General features: G+C 70.3%; 13 protein-coding genes and 1 pseudogene. 8 read left to right on the forward strand and 6 right to left on the reverse strand.

The genetic code is table 11. From position 1 onward, the window contains the following. The first annotated feature begins 47 nt into the window (after positions 1-47). The gene (locus ABZ027_RS08515; protein ID WP_356765734.1) at positions 48-1,028 is read left to right on the forward strand and encodes an ATP-binding protein; all 981 of its coding nucleotides are present in this window, start codon (positions 48-50) and stop codon (positions 1,026-1,028) included. A 320-nt stretch (positions 1,029-1,348) separates the two neighbouring features. On the opposite strand, the gene ABZ027_RS08520 is transcribed toward ABZ027_RS08515, so the two are convergent. Then, complete coding sequence (locus ABZ027_RS08520; RefSeq protein WP_356765736.1) at positions 1,349-2,617, reverse strand: hypothetical protein; 1,269 nt, start codon at positions 2,615-2,617, stop codon at positions 1,349-1,351. A gap of 285 nt (positions 2,618-2,902) precedes the next feature. Between ABZ027_RS08520 and ABZ027_RS08525 the strand changes: the two genes are divergently transcribed. The 6 genes and pseudogenes from ABZ027_RS08525 (at position 2,903) to ABZ027_RS08550 (ending at position 11,049) form a co-directional block, all read left to right on the forward strand. After that, entirely contained in the window at positions 2,903-5,305 is a 2,403-nt protein-coding gene (locus tag ABZ027_RS08525) for a SulP family inorganic anion transporter (RefSeq protein WP_356765738.1), read from the forward strand. 254 nt (positions 5,306-5,559) lie between these two features. After that, positions 5,560-7,518 carry an acetate--CoA ligase gene (gene acs / locus ABZ027_RS08530; protein WP_356765740.1) on the forward strand — a complete coding sequence of 653 codons (1,959 nt, stop codon included), beginning with the start codon at positions 5,560-5,562 and terminating at the stop codon, positions 7,516-7,518. A 216-nt stretch (positions 7,519-7,734) separates the two neighbouring features. Next, positions 7,735-9,185: pseudogene (gene nhaA, locus ABZ027_RS08535) on the forward strand (Na+/H+ antiporter NhaA). Between the two features lie 112 nt (positions 9,186-9,297). After that, entirely contained in the window at positions 9,298-9,789 is a 492-nt protein-coding gene (locus ABZ027_RS08540; RefSeq protein ID WP_356765742.1) for a phage holin family protein, read from the forward strand. Continuing rightward, positions 9,786-10,736 (forward strand): alpha/beta hydrolase, encoded by a 951-nt coding sequence (locus ABZ027_RS08545; protein WP_356765744.1) that lies wholly within the window; start codon positions 9,786-9,788, stop codon positions 10,734-10,736. The genes ABZ027_RS08540 and ABZ027_RS08545 overlap by 4 nt, the downstream gene beginning before the upstream one ends. Positions 10,737-10,863: 127 nt before the next feature. Then, a complete protein-coding gene (locus ABZ027_RS08550) occupies positions 10,864-11,049 on the forward strand; it encodes a hypothetical protein (protein ID WP_356765746.1) in 186 nt (61 codons plus the stop codon). A 54-nt stretch (positions 11,050-11,103) separates the two neighbouring features. Here ABZ027_RS08550 and ABZ027_RS08555 read toward each other — a convergent pair whose 3' ends face one another. From ABZ027_RS08555 to nth, 3 genes are all read right to left on the reverse strand, one after another. Beyond that, a complete protein-coding gene (locus ABZ027_RS08555; RefSeq protein ID WP_356765749.1) occupies positions 11,104-12,303 on the reverse strand; it encodes a MarP family serine protease in 1,200 nt (399 codons plus the stop codon). 48 nt (positions 12,304-12,351) lie between these two features. After that, positions 12,352-13,047 (reverse strand): CoA pyrophosphatase, encoded by a 696-nt coding sequence (locus ABZ027_RS08560; protein WP_356765751.1) that lies wholly within the window; start codon positions 13,045-13,047, stop codon positions 12,352-12,354. A gap of 88 nt (positions 13,048-13,135) precedes the next feature. Beyond that, positions 13,136-14,068: an endonuclease III gene (gene nth, locus ABZ027_RS08565; RefSeq protein ID WP_356765779.1), complete on the reverse strand. Its 933-nt coding sequence runs from the start codon at positions 14,066-14,068 to the stop codon at positions 13,136-13,138. Between the two features lie 345 nt (positions 14,069-14,413). Between nth and ABZ027_RS08570 the strand changes: the two genes are divergently transcribed. Further along, entirely contained in the window at positions 14,414-15,088 is a 675-nt protein-coding gene (locus ABZ027_RS08570; RefSeq protein WP_356765753.1) for a Crp/Fnr family transcriptional regulator, read from the forward strand. Between the two features lie 89 nt (positions 15,089-15,177). Here the strand turns inward: ABZ027_RS08570 and ABZ027_RS08575 are convergent, their stop codons facing one another. Next, the gene (locus ABZ027_RS08575; RefSeq protein WP_356765755.1) at positions 15,178-16,008 is read right to left on the reverse strand and encodes an MBL fold metallo-hydrolase; all 831 of its coding nucleotides are present in this window, start codon (positions 16,006-16,008) and stop codon (positions 15,178-15,180) included. Continuing rightward, a complete protein-coding gene (locus tag ABZ027_RS08580) occupies positions 16,005-16,886 on the reverse strand; it encodes an NUDIX hydrolase (protein ID WP_356765757.1) in 882 nt (293 codons plus the stop codon). The genes ABZ027_RS08575 and ABZ027_RS08580 overlap by 4 nt, the downstream gene beginning before the upstream one ends. Positions 16,887-17,202 lie beyond the last annotated feature (316 nt).

Here is a 17,202-nt window from a genome sequence, read left to right on the forward strand (position 1 = left end):
CACGCCCCCTGACACATACAGCTATCGTCCCACTACTCTTGGTGAACATGAAAATTGCTTTCGTCGGGAAGGGCGGCAGCGGCAAGACCACTCTGTCCTCCCTGTTCATCCGCCACCTCGCGACCGCGGGCGCGCCGGTCGTCGCCGTCGACGCCGACATCAACCAGCATCTGGGGCCGGCACTCGGCCTCGACGAGGCGCAGGCCGCGGCGCTGCCCGCCATGGGCGAGCGACTGCCTCTGATCAAGGACTACCTGCGCGGCTCGAACCCGCGCATCGCCTCCGCCGACACGATGATCAAGACGACCCCGCCCGGTGAGGGCTCCCGGCTGCTGCGGGTGGGCGAGGACAATCCGGTCTACGACTCCTGCGCGCGGCCGGTGGAACTCGACGGTGACACCGTCCGTTTGATGGTCACGGGCCCCTTCACGGACGCCGACCTGGGGGTCGCCTGCTACCACTCCAAGACGGGAGCGGTGGAGCTGTTCCTGAACCACCTGGTGGACGGCCCCGACGAGTACGTCGTGGTCGACATGACGGCCGGCTCGGACTCCTTCGCCTCCGGCATGTTCACCCGCTTCGACATCACGTTCCTCGTCGCCGAGCCGACCCGGAAGGGGGTCTCCGTCTATCGCCAGTACAAGGACTACGCCCGCGACTTCGGCGTCGTGCTGAAGGTCGTCGGCAACAAGGTGCAGGGCCAGGACGACCTCGACTTCCTCCGCGCCGAAGTCGGGGACGACCTGCTGGTGACGGTCGGGCACTCGGACTGGGTGCGCGCGCTGGAGAAGGGCCGGCCGCCCCGGTTCGAGCTCCTGGAGGACGTCAACCGCCGCGCTCTGCACCGGCTGAGGACAGCCGCCGACGCCACGTACCAACTGCGCGACTGGGAGCGCTACACGCGCCAGATGGTGCACTTCCACCTGAAGAACGCCCAGTCGTGGGGCAACGAGCGCACCGGGGTCGACCTGGCGGCACAGGTCGACCCCTCCTTCGTGCTCGGCGAGAGCGTCGCGGCGGCGGTCTGACGGCACGCCGCGCCGCCACTGGTGACGACGGCCGGACCGCTGCCGCTACCGAACACTTGCCCAGTGCTCCACCCTTCAGGGTGGAGGTGTAGGGCATCCTGCCCGTAGCGGCCCGGAGGGCCGCAGCAGCAATCTAAGATCGTCTCATCCGACGACGAAGTTGTCGGATCTACCGCCGGACGGGCGGGAAGTGACGCCTGTGGAGGCCCCTGTAAGACCGAGCTCCTCGGAGACCGGCAAGGGCCAGTGAAGCAGGAACCCGTGGTGGTACCGCGTAGCGGTGCGGACCGGAATCGCCTGCCCTCGGGCAGGCGAGGGCGTCAATTGGCCGCCGACGCCTCGGGTACGCCCTTCGGCGCCGGGGCTGGGCGGCCCGACAGGAAGGACGCCCAGCCCTGCTTCGGGGCCTCGCCGACGTTCAGGGCGCGCAACCGGTGAAGGGTCTGCGGGTCCTGGGCGTCCAGCCAGTCGGCGAGTTGCCGGAAGGAGACACAGCGCACGTCCGGCTTGTTGCACACCCGCTCGACGACCTCCTCTACGGCCCGCATGTAGGTGCCGCCGTTCCAGGACTCGAAGTGGTTGCCGATGATCAGGGGCGCGCGGTTGCCGTCGTAGGCCCGGCTGAAGCCCATGAGCAGGCCGTCGCGCATCTGGTCGCCCCAGAAGTCGTACTTGGCGGGGTCACCCTGGGTCCTGGTGCCGGACTGGTTGACCATGAAGTTGTAATCCATGGTCAAGGTCTCGTAGGAGTGGCCTGGGAAGGGCACCAGCTGCATGGACAGATCCCACAGGCCGTTTCTCTTCTTCGGCCAGACCTGGTTGTCGACACCGCTGGTGTCGTAACGGAATCCCAGGTCGCCGGCCGCCTTCATGAAGTTCTCCTGGCCCTCCAGACAGGGCGTGCGGGCGCCGATCAGCTCCTTGTCGTAGTCGAAGGGCAGCGGCGAGGCCTTCTTCATGCCGGTGTTGGTCTTCCAGGACTTCACGAACTGCTTCGCCTGCGCGATCTCGTCCTTCCAGTCGTCCACCGACCACTCGCCGACCCCGCCGCCGCTGCCGCAGAAGTGCCCGTTGAAGTGGGTGCCGATCTCGTTGCCCTCCAACCACGCCAGGCGCAACTGCTTCACGGTGTCGGCGATGCCCTGCTCGTCGTTGAAGCCGATGTCCGAGCGGCCCGGGGAATGCTGTGGGGGCCGGTAGAGCTCGCGCTTCTCCGTCGGCAGCATGTACACACCGCTGAGGAAGTAGGTCATCGTCGCGTCGTTCGCCTTGGCGACCTGGCGGAAGTGGGAGAACAGCCGCTGACTGTCCTCGCCGGCGCCGTCCCAGGAGAACACCACGAACTGCGGCGGCTTCTCGCCGGGCTTGAGGCGTTCGGGTCTGGGCAGGTGCGGCTGCGCCCCGGTGTACGCGGTGGAACCGTCGCCGATCAGGCGGACCATGCTCTTGGGCGCCTGGGCCGGCTTCGCCTTCTGCCCGTCCCGCGCCCCTGTCTCGGCGCCGTCGGTACCGATCACGCAGCCGGCGAGCGAAGCGGCACAGGCCGTGGCTGCCACGGTCCCCGCGATGATCCTCTGGGTGACGGCCATGTCCGCCCACCTTCTTCCTTCTCTCGGACCGACGCCGATCAGGGCGCGTGCGGTGTGGTGCGCCGTCAAGGTCGCACGAGAGGGAAAAAGGAATTAATACGACAAGCCGATAAAAAGACCGGTTCACTCATCACGGTGATTGCTTAACCCATTTGCCGCTAAAGTCCATGCTTGACCTTTACTCTGCATTACGATTCGTTTACCAAGAGTTGATCCATCCCGCCGCTGTACGTCGTGCCCGACGGCCGCACACCGCGACCGCGCCGCCCCGGAGGAGACGGGAACATGTCAGCCTGCGTCCCCACCCGCACCACAGACCCGAGTCGTACGAAGCACGTCCACCCACCCCACAGCCCACCGCCGACCCCACCACGCCGCTTCCGCATCGAGGGAGCCGACGTGTCGGCCTCCGTAGCGGTCTTCCTGATCGCCCTCCCCCTGTCCCTCGGCATCGCCCTCGCCACCGGCGCGCCCCTCCAGGCCGGCCTCGTCGCCGCCGCCGTCGGCGGGATCGTCGCCGGACGGTTCGGCGGCTCCCCGCTCCAGGTCAGCGGGCCCGCCGCCGGACTCACCGTGGTCACCGCCGACCTCATCCACCGCTACGGCTGGCGGACGACCTGCGCCATCACGGTGCTCGCCGGTCTCGCCCAACTCGGCCTCGGCTGCCTGCGCGTGGCCCGCACGGCCCTGGCGGTCAGCCCCGCCATCGTGCACGGCATGCTCGCCGGCATCGGCGTCACCATCGCCGTCGCCCAACTGCACATCGTCCTCGGCGGCACCCCGCAGAGCGCCGTCCTCGACAACCTCCGCGCGCTGCCCGCCCAGTTGGCGAACCTGCGTCCGGCCGCCGCGTCGGCGAGCGCGCTGACTCTGGCCCTGTTGCTGCTCTGGCCGCGGATCCCCGGCCGCGCGGGGTCGGTGCTGCGCAAGGTTCCCGCCGCGCTCGTCGCCGTCAGCGGGGCCACCGTCACCGCGCACCTCGCCGGGCTCGCCCTGCCCAGGGTCGACCTGCCGTCCTGGAGCAGCCACGCACTGGCCGGGCTGCCCGAGGGCCCGGCGCTCGGGCTGGTCGCCGCCGTGCTCACCACCACGCTGGTGTGCAGTGTGCAGTCACTGCTCGGTGCGGTCGCCGTGGACAAGCTGGTGGCCGGCCGCCCCGGCCTGCCTTCCCGGGTCGGTCGCTCCCGCCTGGACCGCGAACTGCTCGGACAGGGCGCCGCCAACATCGTCTCCGGATCGCTCGGCGGACTTCCGGTCGCCGGGGTCGCCGTCCGGAGTTCCGCGAATGTGCGGGCCGGTGCCGTCAGCCGGAACTCCACGATGCTGCACGGCGTTCTCGTAGTAGTCGCCGCGCTGCTGTTGGTCCCGATCCTGGAACGCATCCCGCTCGCCTCGCTCGCTGCCCTGGTGATGGCCGTCGGCATCCAGATGGTGTCCCTGCACCACATCCGCACAGTGACGCGCCACCGAGAAGTGCTGGTGTACGCCGTCACCACACTCGGCGTGGTCGTGCTCGGCGTTCTGGCGGGCGTGCTGCTCGGCGTCGCCGTCGCCGTCGCCGTCGCCCTGCACCGCCTGACCCGCACCCGCATCGCCCACGACGAGAAGGAAGGAGTCCACTACGTCCACGTACGAGGCCAGTTGACGTTCCTCGCGGTGCCCCGGCTCAGTCGGGCCCTGCATCTCGTTCCCCAAGGCACCCACGCCGTCGTGGAGTTGGACGGCTCGTTCATGGACCACGCGGCTTACGAGTCACTGCAGGACTGGCAGAAGACGCACATCGCGCAGGGCGGCTCCGTCGACATCACCGGCCGCCGCGCCGACGTACGGATCGGCGAGCCCGGAAGCAGGACCGGCCAGCTCATCGAGGACGGGAGCGCCGCGGCTGCGACCAGCACCGCCGGGTGCCGCTGCCGTCCGTGGACCCCCTGGCGCAACCACCAGTGCGACCGCCCGCGACCCGGCTCCTCTCCGGCCCATGGCGGGCACCCGGGCGGGCCGGGCGGGTCCGCCGAGCCGAGCGGGCATGACCTGGCGCGCGGCATCAGCGCGTTCCAGCGCAACACCGCACCGCTGGTGCGGGGCGAGCTGGCCCGGCTGGCACGCGAGGGGCAGCGGCCGTCCCAGCTGTTCCTCACCTGCGCCGACTCACGGCTGGTCACCTCGATGATCACCTCCAGCGGCCCCGGCGACCTGTTCGTGGTGCGCAACGTGGGCAACCTCGTCCCCCTCCCCGGCGAGGAGAGCGGCGACGACTCGGTGGCGGCCGCGATCGAGTACGCGGTGGACGTGCTGCAGGTGCGGTCCATCACGGTGTGCGGGCACTCCGGGTGCGGGGCCATGCAGGCGCTGATCAACTCCGAGCCCGGCGGCGCCCGGACCCCGCTCAAGCGGTGGCTGCGGCACGGGCTGCCGAGCCTGGAACGCATGGCCGACGCCACCCGGTCGGGGGCCCGGCTCGCCGGACGGTCACCCGCGGACGCGGTGGAGCAGCTCTGCCTGACCAACGTGGTGCAGCAGCTGGAACATCTGCGCACCCATGAGTCGGTGGCCCGGGCTCTGCGGGACGGGGCGCTGGAGCTGCACGGGATGTATTTCCACGTGGGCGAGGCGCAGGCGTATCTGCTCACCGAGGCGGACGAGGGCGGCGTCTTCCACCATGTGCGGGCGGCGGAGCTGTCGGTGTGAGGTGAACCGGGGTGGCCGTGACCGTCGCTGCGGTCACGGCCACCTCATGTCCGGCTCACACCTGCCGGAGTGTGAAGCGCGTTACAGGCGCTGAACTCGGCCTGGTCGGCGTCCGTGGGTACGAATGAGCCGGCATCGAAAATCGCCGCACAACAGGTCTAAACCAATTGTCCGTCGGGCCTTGTCACCGGCCCCCCGGGTCTGATGAGCTGTGGCCTGGGACACAGCGGACAACCCTGAGAAAGGGAGAAGTCGTGAGCAACGAAAGCCTGGCCAACCTGCTGCGTGAGGAGCGCAGGTTCGCGCCCCCCGCCGACCTGGCCGCGAACGCCAACGTCACCGCGGAGGCGTATGAGCAGGCCAAGGCTGACAGGCTGGGCTTCTGGGCCGAGCAGGCCCGTCGGCTGACCTGGGCCAAGGAGCCGACCGAGACGCTGGACTGGTCGAACCCGCCGTTCGCCAAGTGGTTCAAGGACGGCGAGCTCAATGTCGCGTACAACTGCGTGGACCGGCACGTGGAGGCCGGTAACGGCGACCGGGTCGCCATCCACTTCGAGGGGGAGCCCGGCGACAGCCGCGCGATCACCTACGCCGAGCTCAAGGACGAGGTCTCCAAGGCCGCGAACGCCCTGCTGGAGCTGGGAGTCCAGAAGGGCGACCGGGTCGCCGTCTACATGCCGATGATCCCCGAGACGGCCGTCGCGATGCTCGCGTGCGCCCGGATCGGTGCCGCGCACTCCGTCGTCTTCGGCGGCTTCTCGGCGGACGCCCTCGCCAAGCGCATCCAGGACGCCGACGCCAAGGTCGTCATCACCACCGACGGCGGCTGGCGGCGGGGCAAGCCGTCCGCGCTGAAGCCGGCCGTGGACGACGCGGTCGAGCGGGCCGGCAACGTGGACCACGTGCTGGTGGTCCGCCGGACCGGCCAGGAGGTCGCCTGGAACGACAGCCGCGACGTCTGGTGGCACGAGATCGTCGAGCGGCAGTCCGCCGAGCACACTCCCGAGGCGTTCGGGGCCGAGCACCCGCTGTTCATCCTGTACACGTCCGGTACGACGGGTAAGCCGAAGGGCATCCTGCACACCTCCGGCGGCTACCTCACCCAGACCGCCTACACCCACCACGCCGTCTTCGACCTGAAGCCGGAGACCGACGTCTACTGGTGCACCGCCGACGTCGGCTGGGTCACCGGGCACTCGTACATCGTCTACGGCCCGCTGGCCAACGGCGCGACCCAGGTCATGTACGAGGGCACCCCGGACACCCCGCACCAGGGCCGCTTCTGGGAGATCGTGCAGAAGTACGGGGTCACCATCCTGTACACCGCGCCGACCGCGATCCGTACGTTCATGAAGTGGGGCGACGACATCCCCGCGAAGTTCGACCTCAGCAGCCTCAGGGTGCTCGGCTCGGTCGGCGAGCCCATCAACCCCGAGGCCTGGATCTGGTACCGCAAGCACATCGGCGCCGACCGGACCCCGATCGTCGACACCTGGTGGCAGACCGAGACCGGCGCGATGATGATCTCGCCGCTGCCCGGTGTCACCGCGACCAAGCCCGGCTCCGCGCAGACCCCGCTGCCCGGCATCTCCGCGACCGTCGTCGACGACGAGGCGAACGAGGTGCCCGACGGTGGCGGTGGCTACCTCGTGCTCACCGAGCCGTGGCCGTCGATGCTGCGCACCATCTGGGGCGACGACCAGCGCTTCCTCGACACCTACTGGTCGCGCTTCGCGGGCAAGTACTTCGCCGGTGACGGCGCGAAGAAGGACGACGACGGCGACATCTGGCTGCTGGGCCGGGTGGACGACGTGATGCTCGTGTCCGGGCACAACATCTCCACCACCGAGGTCGAGTCGGCACTGGTGTCCCACCCGTCGGTCGCCGAGGCGGCCGTGGTCGGGGCGGCGGACGAGACCACTGGCCAGGCGATCGTCGCCTTCGTCATCCTGCGCGGCACGGCCGACGCCGACGACGAGGGTCTCGTCGCCGACCTGCGCAACCATGTCGGCACCGCCCTCGGCCCGATCGCCAAGCCCAAGCGGATCCTGCCGGTCGCGGAGCTGCCGAAGACCCGCTCCGGCAAGATCATGCGCCGACTGCTGCGGGATGTCGCCGAGAACCGCCAGCTCGGAGACGTGACGACCCTGACGGACTCGACGGTCATGGACCTCATCCAGAACAAGCTCCCGGCCGCGCCCAGCGAGGACTGAGCAGAGGTACGGCGCACACGTAGGACGCATGCCTGCGGCGCATAGGTACGGCGATGGGGGGCACCTGGTGACAAGTACGCCGGGCGCCCCTTTCGCACCTAATGTGAGGATCGCCGTATTACTCCTCGCGCATCGTAGGTAGGCTGACCACATAGGTGCGCCGGGAAGTCTGGTCGGCAAGTGTTCCGTCCTGCCCGCCGACCGGAGGTCTTTCTCGTGGCCGCGCCCCCCACCAGCCCCGCCCGCAAGGTTCTCGGACGCCTGTCCCTGCCCGAGCGGACCTATGTGGCGGACGCGCTGCGCACCGAGACCGTCGGAGGCGTGCTGCTGCTCATCGCCACCGTCGCCGCACTGACCTGGGCGAACGTCCCGGCGCTGCACGACAGTTACGAGAGCGTCAGCCACTTCCACCTCGGACCCGAGGCTCTCGGCCTGAACCTCTCGATCGCGCACTGGGCCGCCGACGGACTGCTCGCGGTCTTCTTCTTCGTGGCCGGCATCGAACTCAAGCGCGAGCTGGTCGCCGGTGACCTCCACGACCCCAGGGCGGCCGCCCTGCCGGTCGTGGCGGCCCTGTGCGGGATGGCCGTACCGGCGCTGGTCTACACGCTCACCAACATCACCGGCGGCGGCTCGCTCCAGGGCTGGGCCGTCCCCACCGCCACCGACATCGCCTTCGCGCTGGCGGTACTCGCCGTCATCGGTACGTCCCTGCCGAGCGCCCTGCGCGCGTTCCTGCTGACGCTCGCCGTCGTCGACGACCTCTTCGCCATCCTGATCATCGCCGTCTTCTTCACCGACACGATCGACTTCGTCGCACTCGGCGGCGCCGCCGTCGGCCTCGCCGTCTTCTGGCTGCTGCTGAGGCTGGGCGTGCGCGGGTGGTACGTGTACGTCCCGCTCGCGCTCGTCAACTGGGCGCTCATGTACAACAGCGGGGTCCACGCCACCATCGCGGGCGTCGCGATGGGACTGATGCTGCGCTGCACGACCCGCGAAGGCGAGGCGCACTCACCCGGCGGGCACATCGAGCATCTCGTACGGCCGCTGTCGGCGGGCCTGGCCGTGCCGCTGTTCGCGCTGTTCAGCGCGGGCGTCTCCCTCTCCGGCGGGGCGCTCGGCGAGGTGTTCCGCCGACCGGAGACGCTCGGTGTGGTCCTCGGACTGGTCGCGGGCAAGACGGTCGGCATCTTCGGGGGGACCTGGCTGACGGCCCGCTTCACCCGGGCCTCGCTCAGCGACGACCTCCAGTGGGCGGACCTGTTCGCGGTGGCGACCCTGGCCGGCATCGGCTTCACCGTCTCCCTGCTGATCGGGGAGCTGGCCTTCGAGGGCGACGCGGCGCTGACGGACGAGGTCAAGGCCGCCGTCCTGACCGGATCCCTCATCGCGGCCCTGCTGGCGACGGTGCTGCTGAAGATACGGAACGCCAAGTACCGCAGGCTGTGGGAGGCCGAGGAGCGCGACGACGACCTCGACGGCATCCCGGACATCTACGAGGAGGACGACCCGGCCTACCACCTGCGGATGGCCGACATCTACGACCGCAAGGCCGCCGAGCACCGCCGGATCGCCGAGCAGAAGGCCGCGGAACGGACGGCCGCCGAGCGAGCGGACTTGCCAAAGTGATGGGCGGGGCAGGCGAGGAGAACGACCGTCCGGCATGATCTGACGGGACGGTACAAAAGGACCGTGCAGAAGGACCGTACACAGCAGGCACACGCCGGATGGAGGTCGGGCACCAGCCCGGCGGACGTCAGGCAGAAGAGGGAGATCGCGATGAGTGCACCCGACGGCAGCCCGGTCGGCGCCGAACGCAGCATCGGCCAACTGTTCGCCTCGGCGACGACCGAGATGTCCGCGCTGGTGCACGACGAGATCGCACTGGCGAAGGCGCAGCTCAGGCATGACGTCAAGCGCGGCGCGACCAGCGGCGGCGCCTTCATGGTGGCCGGTGCGGTGCTGCTGTTCTCGCTGCCGATGCTGAACTTCGCGCTGGCGTACGGCATCCGGACCTGGAGCGGGTGGAACCTGGCGGTCTGCTTCCTGCTGTCCTTCGCGGCCAACGTGCTGCTGGCCGGCCTGCTCGCGCTGATCGGCGTGGTCTTCGCGAAGAAGGCCAAGAAGAGCCAGGGACCACAGAAGGTCGCCGCGTCGATGAAGGAGACGGCGGGCGTCCTGCAGAACGCCAAACCGCACCCGCGGCCTTCCCTGGAGGACCGGGTCCCGGACGCGAAGGCCATCGAGGCTGTGGCACGCTCGTCCTCATGACGGACCCCGCCGGCTCATCGGCGCAACCAGCCTCGGTCGTACGTGTCGACATCCCCGGCGGGCGAGAGGTGATCCACCGGGACGTCGCCGCCAACGGCGCGCGCTTCCACATCGCCGAGCTGGGTGACGGGCCGCTGGTGCTGCTGCTGCACGGCTTCCCCCAGTTCTGGTGGACCTGGCGGCACCAGCTGACCGCACTCGCCGACGCGGGCTACCGGGCCGTCGCCATGGACCTGCGCGGCGTCGGCGGCAGCGACCGGACCCCGCGCGGCTACGACCCGGCCAACCTCGCCCTCGACGTCACCGGCGTGATCCGCTCCCTCGGCGAGCCGGACGCCGCGCTGGTCGGCCATGACCTCGGCGGCTATCTGGCGTGGACGGCGGCCGCGATGCGCCCGAAACTCGTACGGCGACTCGCGGTCTCCTCGATGCCGCACCCGCGGCGCTGGCGCTCGGCGATGCTCGCGGACGTCAAGCAGACGCGGGCCGGCTCCTACATCTGGGGCTTCCAGCGCCCCTGGGTCCCCGAGCGGCAGCTCACCGCGGACGACGGCGCGCTCGTCGCCCGTCTCATCCGGGACTGGTCGGGCCCGAGGCTGCCGGACGACGAGGCGGTGGAGACGTATCGCCGCGCGATCTGCATTCCGTCGACCGCGCACTGTTCGATCGAGCCGTACCGCTGGATGGTCCGCTCCCTGGCCCGCCCGGACGGCATTCAGTTCAACCGGCGCATGAAGCGGCCGGTGCGGGTCCCGACCCTGCACCTGCACGGGTCCCTCGACCCCGTGATGCGGACGCGCAGCGCCGCCGGGTCCGGGGCGTACGTCGAAGCGCCGTACCGTTGGCGGCTGTTCGACGGGCTGGGCCACTTCCCGCACGAGGAGGATCCGGTCGCCTTCTCCACCGAACTGATCAACTGGCTGAAGGATCCCGAACCCGATCGGTGACCGGGCCGCTGCAACAGGTGTCCGGAACTGAACACCTGTCCGACGAATAGCCAATTGCCTGGCGCATAGGCCAATTGGGGGCCCTGGGGGCGGTTATCGACCTTGGGGTGGGGGCAGACGTCGGGGTATGGGCTGGACGCACGACTACGGTGACGCAGCACGCAATCGACGCTCGGCCTCGGGCCTGAGCTCCCACCTGCGAGGCGGTGCTCCGGCGATGCCGGACGGCACGGATCTCCGAGTGGGCATTCCGCGCATCCTGCGCCGCCGGGCCCGCTGGGTCTCGGTACGCCTGCGCCATCCGCGAGGCTGACGCCCCGCCCTTTTCCACACTCCCTCTGCCGGCCGGGTTCCTCGAAATCCGGCCTCAGAGTGCGCAGCTGTCGCTGTCCACCTGCTGGTTCGCGGTGCGCCCCTTGTCGATGTCCTGTCGGATCTCGTCGGCCGTGAGCGCGTAACCCGTCTGGGCGCTGTCGAGGGACTTCGCGAACACCACGCCGTACACCTTCCCGTCGGGGGTGAGCAGCGGGCCGCCGGAGTTGCCCTGGCGGACGGTCGCGAAGAGGGAGTAGACATCGCGGCGGACGGTGCCGCGGTGGTAGATGTCCGGGCCGTTGGCCGTGATGCGCCCGCGCACGCGCGCGGCCCGGATGTCGTACGCCCCGTTCTCCGGGAAGCCCGCCACGATCGCCCCGTCCCCGCGACCGGCGTCCTGCGAGGTGAACCGCAGCGCGGGCGCGCTGAGGTCCGGTACGTCGAGCACGGCGATGTCGCGCTCCCAGTCGTACAGGACCACCGTGGCGTCGTACCTCCTGCCCTCGCCGCCTATCTGGACGGTGGGCTCGTCGACCCCTCCGACCACGTGCGCGTTGGTCATGACGCGGCGGTCCCCGAAGACGAAGCCGGTGCCCTCCAGGACCTTGCCACAGCTCTCGGCGGTGCCCGTGACCTTCACGATGGAGCGCTGGGCGCGGAAGGCGACCGGGCTGCGTGCAAGGGCCGGGTCGGGTGGCTGCACCTCGGGGATCTGCTCGTCCGAGAACGGGCTGAAGACCTGCGGGAAGCCGTTCTGCGCGAGGACGGAGGAGAAGTCCGCGAACCAGGTGTCCGCCTCGTCGGGCAGCGCCTGGGCGACCCCGAGGAGCACCTTGGAGCTGCGGACCTCCTTGCCCAGCGTCGGCAGCGTGGTACCGGCCAGGGCGGAGCCGATCAGCCAGGCGACCAGCAGCATCGCGACCACGTTGACCAGGGAGCCGCCGGTGGCGTCGAGGGCGCGGGCCGGGGACCAGGTGATGTACCGGCGCAGTTTGTTGCCGAGGTGGGTGGTCAGGGCCTGGCCGACGGAGGCACAGACGATGACGACGACGACCGCGACGACGGCGGCGGTGGTGCCGACCTCGGCGTTGTCGGTCACCGCGTCCCAGACGACGGGGAGCAGGTAGACCGCGACGAGACCGCCGCCCAGAAAGCCGATCACCGACAGGATGCCGACGACGAAGCCCTGGCGATAGCCGACGATCGCGAACCACACGGCAGCGACCAGCAACAGGATGTCCAGCGCGTTCACCGGTTCGAGCCTCGCCTCATCACTTTGCACAGCACGGCAGACACAGTGTCATGCACGCCAGTCGAGAGGGACCTGCTTGTCCCGGTCCCAGGGGCGCTCCCAGCCCGCGTAGTGCAGCAGGCGGTCGATGATTCCGGCTGTGAAACCCCACACCAGGGCCGATTCGACCAGAAATGCCGGGCCCGCGTGCCCGCTGGGGTGAACGGCCGTGGCCCGGTTGCCGGGGTCCGTGAGATCCGCCACGGGGACGGTGAAGACCCTCGCCGTCTCGTTCGGGTCGACCACTCCCACCGGGGACGGCTCGCGCCACCAGCCCAGCACAGGCGTGACGACGAAGCCGCTGACCGGGATGTACAGCCGGGGCAGCACGCCGAAGAGCTGGACTCCTGATGGATCGAGCCCCGTCTCCTCCTCGGCCTCGCGCAGCGCCGCCCGCAGTGGGCCGTCGCCCTTCGGGTCGCCGTCCTCCGGGTCCAGCGCGCCGCCCGGGAAGGACGGCTGCCCGGCGTGCGACCGCAGTGAGCTCGCCCGCTCCATGAGCAGTAGCTCGGGGCCGCGCTCACCCTCACCGAAGAGGATCAGGACGGCGGACTGCCGACCCGCGCCGTCCGCCGGCGGCAGGAAGCGGCTGAGCTGCGGCGGCTCGACCGTCTCCACGGTGTGCACCACCGGATCCAGCCAGCCCGGCAGGCCTTCCTTGCTGACCGTCACCGGGCCGCCCCGCGTATTGCTCGCGCGCGTCATCGCCACCCCCGTCGTCCTGCTCGGTCCAACGCCCGACGGCCTCGAGATCGTTCCTGTGGACGTGCACAAGGGTGGAGCCTGGGCCGGGTCATCCGGCCCCCAGCGGCGGGGCGGGTTTGCCGCCGGCGTCCAAGTAGGCCTGCGGAGGCTTCAGTCGCTGGCCCGGGAAACCGCCCTTCTCGTACTTGAGCAGTTTCCTGGCCTTCTCCGGGTCCGTCTCGCCCTCGCCGTACGCCGGGCAGAGCGGGGCGATGGGGCAGGCGCCGCAGGCGGGCTTGCGGGCGTGGCAGATACGGCGGCCGTGGAAGATCACGTGGTGCGACAGCATCGTCCAGTCACTCTTGGGGAAGAGCGCGCCGACGGCGGCCTCGATCTTGTCGGGATCGGTCTCGGCGGTCCACTGCCAGCGCCGCACCAGCCGCTGGAAGTGCGTGTCCACGGTGACGCCGGGCCGCCCGAAGGCGTTGCCGAGCACCACGAAAGCCGTCTTGCGGCCCACGCCGGGCAGCTTGACGAGATCTTCGAGCCGTCCGGGGACCTCTCCCCCGAAGTCCTCCACGAGAGCCTTGGACAGCCCTATGACCGACCTGGTCTTGGCCCGGAAGAAGCCGGTGGGCCGGAGGATCTCCTCGACCTCCTCCGGGTTGCCCGCGGCCAGGTCCTCCGGAGTGGGGTACTTGGCGAAGAGGGCGGGAGTCGTCTGATTGACTCTCAAGTCGGTGGTCTGCGCGGACAGCACAGTGGCGACGATCAGCTGGAAGGGATTCTCGAAGTCCAGCTCCGGGTGCGCGTACGGATAGACCTCGGCGAGTTCACGGTTGATCCGGCGGGCACGGCGCACGAGGGCGGTGCGCGACTCACCGCTCGGCGGGTGGGCGGCGACGGTCTTCGCCGCAGCCGCCTTCTTGACCGGGACGGCGGTCTTCCCGGGCGCGACGGTCGCCTTCTTCAGCGAGGCACCCTGCTTCAGCGGGGCACCCTTCTTGGCCGGGGCAGCTTTCTTGGGCGTCGCCTTCTTCACCTTCTTCACCGGAGCCTTCTTTGTCGCTTTTGTCGCATTCTTACCGCCGCCGGAGTCCTGTTCGCCCACAGCGGAATTCTGCTGCCCCGCCACCCGTCCAGCCCCCTTGGCCTGCGCTCCCACCGGCTATTTGGACACCCGGCCAGCCTAGAGCCCGGCACTGACATCCGCCCCGGACCCAGAAGATCGGCCTCCAATTGGACCCCTGCCGCATACCCCGGCACACCTGTGCGGCATCCTTGTGACAGATCACACTGTTTGGACCGTCCGGCTAAATGGGAAACCAGGTCCCCTGGTAGACAGGGGGAGCAAGATCCCCTGAGCAGGTCGACAAGGAGAGAACTCGTGGACGACGTCCTGCGGCGCAACCCGCTCTTCGCGGCCCTCGACGACGAGCAGGCCGCCGAGCTCCGCGCCTCCATGAGCGAGGTGACCCTCGCTCGCGGTGACTCGCTGTTCCACGAAGGCGACCCCGGAGACCGGCTCTATGTCGTCACCGAGGGCAAGGTCAAGCTTCACCGCACCTCCCCCGACGGCCGCGAGAACATGCTGGCCGTGGTCGGCCCCGGCGAGCTCATCGGCGAGCTGTCCCTCTTCGACCCGGGCCCGCGCACGGCGACCGCCACCGCGCTGACCGAGGTCAAGCTGCTCGGCCTCGGCCACGGCGACCTCCAGCCCTGGCTGAACGTGCGTCCCGAGGTGGCCGGCGCCCTCCTGCGCGCCGTCGCCCGCCGCCTGCGCCGCACCAACGACGCGATGTCCGACCTGGTCTTCTCGGACGTCCCCGGCCGTGTCGCCCGCGCGCTGCTCGACCTCTCCCGCCGCTTCGGCGTGCAGTCCGAGGAGGGCATCCACGTCGTCCACGACCTCACGCAGGAGGAGCTGGCCCAGCTGGTCGGCGCGTCCCGCGAGACCGTGAACAAGGCGCTGGCCGACTTCGCGGGCCGCGGATGGCTGCGCCTGGAGGCGCGGGCCGTGATCCTGCTGGACGTGGAGCGGCTCGCCAAGCGCTCGCGCTGACACCGTTCCTGACCGTACGTCGACGAGGTCCCGTCTCCTGGTGAGACGGGACCTCGTCGCTCTTCCCTCCCCCGAAGACTGCGCGCTCCTCAGATGAGCCCGTGCTCCTCCAGGTACTCCAGCTGTGCCCGTACCGACAGCTCGGCCGCCGGCCACAGGGACCGGTCCACATCGGCGTACACATGGGCGACCACCTCGGCGGGGGCCGCGTAGCCGTCCTCCACGGCCGTCTCGACCTGGGCGAGGCGGTGGGCACGGTGGGCGAGGTAGAACTCGACGGCACCCTGGGCGTCCTCCAGGACCGGCCCGTGACCTGGAAGCACCGTGTGCACCCCGTCGTCGACGGTGAGGGACCTGAGCCTCCGCAGGGAGTCCAGGTAGTCCCCGAGACGGCCGTCAGGGTGCGCCACGACGGTCGTACCGCGCCCCAGGACGGTGTCGCCGGTCAGGACGGCCCGGTCGGCCGGGAGGTGGAAGCACAGGGAGTCCGCGGTGTGCCCAGGCGTCCCCACCACCCTCAGCTCCAGACCGCCGAGCTCGACCACGTCACCGGCGCCCAGCCCCTCCTCCCCCAGCCGCAGCGCCGGGTCCAGCGCCCGCACCTTCGTGCCGGTCAGCTCGGCGAAGAGGGCGGCGCCCTCGGCGTGGTCCGGGTGTCCGTGGGTGAGGAGAGTGAGAGCGATCCGCTTGCCCGCCTGCGCGGCGGCGTCGACGACGCTGCGCAGGTGCCCTTCGTCCAACGGCCCCGGATCGACCACCACGGCCAGCTCGGAGCCGGGCTCGGACAGCACCCAGGTGTTCGTCCCGTCCAGCGTCATCGCGGAGGCGTTGGGCGCGAGGACGTTGACGGCCCGCGGGGTGGCGGGGCCCGAGAGGACCCCGCCCCGTGGCTGGCCGGGAAGGGCTGCTGCGTCCGTCATGCGGTGGCTCCACCGGTCGGCTGGTCGGTCGGGATGTGCTTGGTGAACTCGTCGTGCCCCGGCCAGGACAGCACGATCTCCCCGTCCACCAGGCGCGCCTGGGCCAGTACGGGCGTCAGATCCCGCTCGGGCGCCGCTGCGAGCGCCTCGGCAGCCGTGCCGTACTCAATCAGCTGGCGCAGGGTCGCGATGGTGGGCGGCATCATCAGCAGCTCGCCCTCGTCGTACGACGCCGCCGCCTCAGCCGGTCGGATCCACACCGTACGGTCAGCCTCCGTGGAGGCGTTCCGGGTGCGCTGGCCCTCGGGGAGCGCGGCCACGAAGAACCAGGTGTCGTAGCGGCGGGGCTCGAACTCCGGGGTGATCCAGCGGGTCCAGGCACCCAGCAGGTCCGAGCGGAGGACCAGGCCGCGGCGCTCCAGGAACTCCGCGAAGGAGAGGTCCCGGGCGACCAGGGCGGCACGGTCGGCCTCCCAGTCCGGGCCCGTGGTGTCGCCGACCACGGAATCGGAGGCCGGACCGGCGAGCAGGACGCCCGCCTCCTCGTACGTCTCCCGTACGGCAGCGCAGACGATCGCCTGGGCCTCACTCTCCGCCACGCCCAGCCTGTCCGCCCACCACGCGCGCGTGGGGCCCGCCCAGTGGACCTGGTGGTCGTCGTCGCGGGGGTCCACGCCACCGCCCGGGTACGCGTACGCACCCCCCGCGAAGGCCATGGACGCGCGTCTGCGCAGCATGTGAACGGCGGGGCCACCCTCCACGTCCTTCAGGAGCATCACGGTGGCCGCGCGCCTGGGGGTGACCGGAGTGAGCGTGCCGTCCGCGAGAGAACGGATGCGGTCAGGCCAGTCCCGCGGGTACCACTGCCCGTTTGCCATGGCCGGAGGCTATCTCCTGACGCGCGGATGTTCGAGCCGTCCCGCTGCGCTGGGCTGGCCGCCCACCGGCCCCTGCTTGTCCAGCACCCTGCGCCGATGCGAGCGCCCCTGGGGGCTCCGCCCCCAGACCCCCGCTTCTCGCCCACCCACCCACCCGTCTCGGTGGGTCAAAAAGTGGGCCTCGGGCCCGTACCAAGGGTCGCTGGTTGTCGTACTCGCGGACGGCGCGAAGGGGACGGGTCGGGGGTGTCCGCCCGCAGCGGTTGTCGCGTCAACACCGCCAAGTCGGTGAGAAACCGATTCCGCGACGTTCCGA

Source organism: Streptomyces sp. NPDC006332 (genome assembly GCF_040612855.1).
Taxonomy (GTDB): domain Bacteria; phylum Actinomycetota; class Actinomycetes; order Streptomycetales; family Streptomycetaceae; genus Streptomyces.

Bases quoted from the DNA above. Each gene is read 5' to 3' on its own strand.
- ABZ027_RS08515 (WP_356765734.1), top strand. From the start codon at position 48: ATGAAAATTGCTTTCGTCGGGAAGGGCGGCAGCGGCAAGACCACTCTG.
- ABZ027_RS08520 (WP_356765736.1), bottom strand. From the start codon at position 2,617: ATGGCCGTCACCCAGAGGATCATCGCGGGGACCGTGGCAGCCACGGCC.
- ABZ027_RS08525 (WP_356765738.1), top strand. From the start codon at position 2,903: ATGTCAGCCTGCGTCCCCACCCGCACCACAGACCCGAGTCGTACGAAG.
- ABZ027_RS08540 (WP_356765742.1), top strand. From the start codon at position 9,298: ATGAGTGCACCCGACGGCAGCCCGGTCGGCGCCGAACGCAGCATCGGC.
- ABZ027_RS08545 (WP_356765744.1), top strand. From the start codon at position 9,786: ATGACGGACCCCGCCGGCTCATCGGCGCAACCAGCCTCGGTCGTACGT.
- ABZ027_RS08550 (WP_356765746.1), top strand. From the start codon at position 10,864: ATGGGCTGGACGCACGACTACGGTGACGCAGCACGCAATCGACGCTCG.
- ABZ027_RS08560 (WP_356765751.1), bottom strand. From the start codon at position 13,047: ATGACGCGCGCGAGCAATACGCGGGGCGGCCCGGTGACGGTCAGCAAG.
- ABZ027_RS08575 (WP_356765755.1), bottom strand. From the start codon at position 16,008: ATGACGGACGCAGCAGCCCTTCCCGGCCAGCCACGGGGCGGGGTCCTC.
- ABZ027_RS08580 (WP_356765757.1), bottom strand. From the start codon at position 16,886: ATGGCAAACGGGCAGTGGTACCCGCGGGACTGGCCTGACCGCATCCGT.